The organism is Janibacter sp. HTCC2649, from assembly GCF_000152705.1.
Taxonomy (GTDB): Bacteria; Actinomycetota; Actinomycetes; order Actinomycetales; family Dermatophilaceae; genus Knoellia.
The window spans coordinates 1-1,359 of the sequence record NZ_AAMN01000011.1 but is presented as its reverse complement, the minus strand read 5'-3'; the positions used below and the strand labels follow the sequence as shown (position 1 = coordinate 1,359).

2 protein-coding genes are annotated in these 1,359 nt (G+C 64.7%); one reads left to right on the top strand and one right to left on the bottom strand.

Annotation, left to right across the window (positions count from 1 at the left end; all coding sequences use genetic code 11):
* Nucleotides 1-187 precede the first annotated feature (187 nt).
* The gene (locus JNB_RS00060) at nucleotides 188-604 is read left to right on the top strand and encodes a hypothetical protein (RefSeq protein WP_148232246.1); all 417 of its coding nucleotides are present in this window, start codon (nucleotides 188-190) and stop codon (nucleotides 602-604) included.
* 259 nt (nucleotides 605-863) lie between these two features.
* Here JNB_RS00060 and JNB_RS21185 read toward each other — a convergent pair whose 3' ends face one another.
* Nucleotides 864-1,193: a hypothetical protein gene (locus JNB_RS21185; RefSeq protein ID WP_148232245.1), complete on the bottom strand. Its 330-nt coding sequence runs from the start codon at nucleotides 1,191-1,193 to the stop codon at nucleotides 864-866.
* Nucleotides 1,194-1,359 lie beyond the last annotated feature (166 nt).

Sequence of the window (1,359 nt, the reverse complement as noted above, 5' to 3'; positions counted from 1 at the left end):
CAGGGTTGCGGTGGTGGCTGTGGCTTCCAGCGCTATTGGCTTGGCCCGTGGCAATCCTCTCGATCTTTCGCTGGCGGTTTCGCCGAGCTGAACGGCGCGGCGGCGCGGAACTACCGCACCTCTAGGGCCAGGCAATTTCCGGATCTGCCCCAGATCGGCCGGTCCGCTCGTGGGGGAAGATTCCCCCATGCCTTGGAAGCCTCAGTTCCCTCCTGTGTCGCCACACCCGGCGCAAGACTTCGACTTCCGTGTGGCGGAAGTGCTCGCCATCGGCGAAGGGCGCGTCGGACACGTGCTGGTGTTCGCTGAGCCCTATGCGCAGCAGACTGGTCATTTGTGGTGGAAGAACATGTCCCATCCGAAAATGACGCTAGAAGTCTGGTCGTACATCGACGGCGAGTTCGACGATACGTTCTTGTCCGACATCGGGGACGCTGTCGAACGCTTGCAGCGCGGCGAGTGGCCTGTGTGGCCGATCCAGGATGACGACGCTCGGACCTACCTGTTGGTGTGGCTGGGCATTGAGGAGTCACGCCGAGTGTCAATAGAAGCGTTCGGTCTGGACCTCGATCAGGAACGGCGCCGGCGCAAGCGCGCCGAATGAGGACTACCGGACATGCCGCGTGCAGGACGGCTACGCTCGTCCGACTTTGCCGCGTGGAGGACGGCTACGCTCGTCCGACTTTGCCGCGTGGAGGACGGCTACGCTCGTCCGACTTTGCCGCGTGGAGGACGGCTACGCTCGTCCGACTTTGCCGCGTGGAGGACGGCTACGCTCGTCCGACTTTGCCGCGTGGAGGACGGCTACGCTCGTCCGACTTTGCCGCGGTCCGCGCTTGCTTTCCTTGACGGCGGCGACGGGTTCACCGCCTCTGTTCGAATGGGCGCACCTCGCCGAGCATGGCCCCATGCTTGCCGTGGACGATCACTCGAGGTGACCGTCGCTTGGTCGAAGCGAGGATGACCTGGCCGTGCCAAGGCACCAAGACCGTACGGTTGTCGAGCATGAGCGATTCCATGTCGGCGCTGATCCGTGGGACGACGTAATGAATCCAGCGACGGCTCCACGGCCACCGGTCCGCTCCCCCTTGGCCGTCATGGACCCCGCCGCTGCCATCGATCGCGATGAGCTCGGGATCGATTCCGGTATCCGCGGTCTCGGACCTGCTCGGCGGCGGCGGTGCTTCTGCCACCCGATTGCCGGGCCATTGTCGCCTGTTCGGCTGCGTCCCGTCTGAGACGTGGGTCCTGAGCAAGCATGGAGCGCGCTGGCACACGCCGGGCAAACAAAAGTGATTGTTCAGGGTCGGAAGGCTGAGCAGACGTACGACGCCGGCGAGTCGCCTCCCCGGTACTCGC

Bases quoted from the DNA above. Each gene is read 5' to 3' on its own strand.
- JNB_RS00060 (WP_148232246.1), top strand. From the start codon at position 188: ATGCCTTGGAAGCCTCAGTTCCCTCCTGTGTCGCCACACCCGGCGCAA.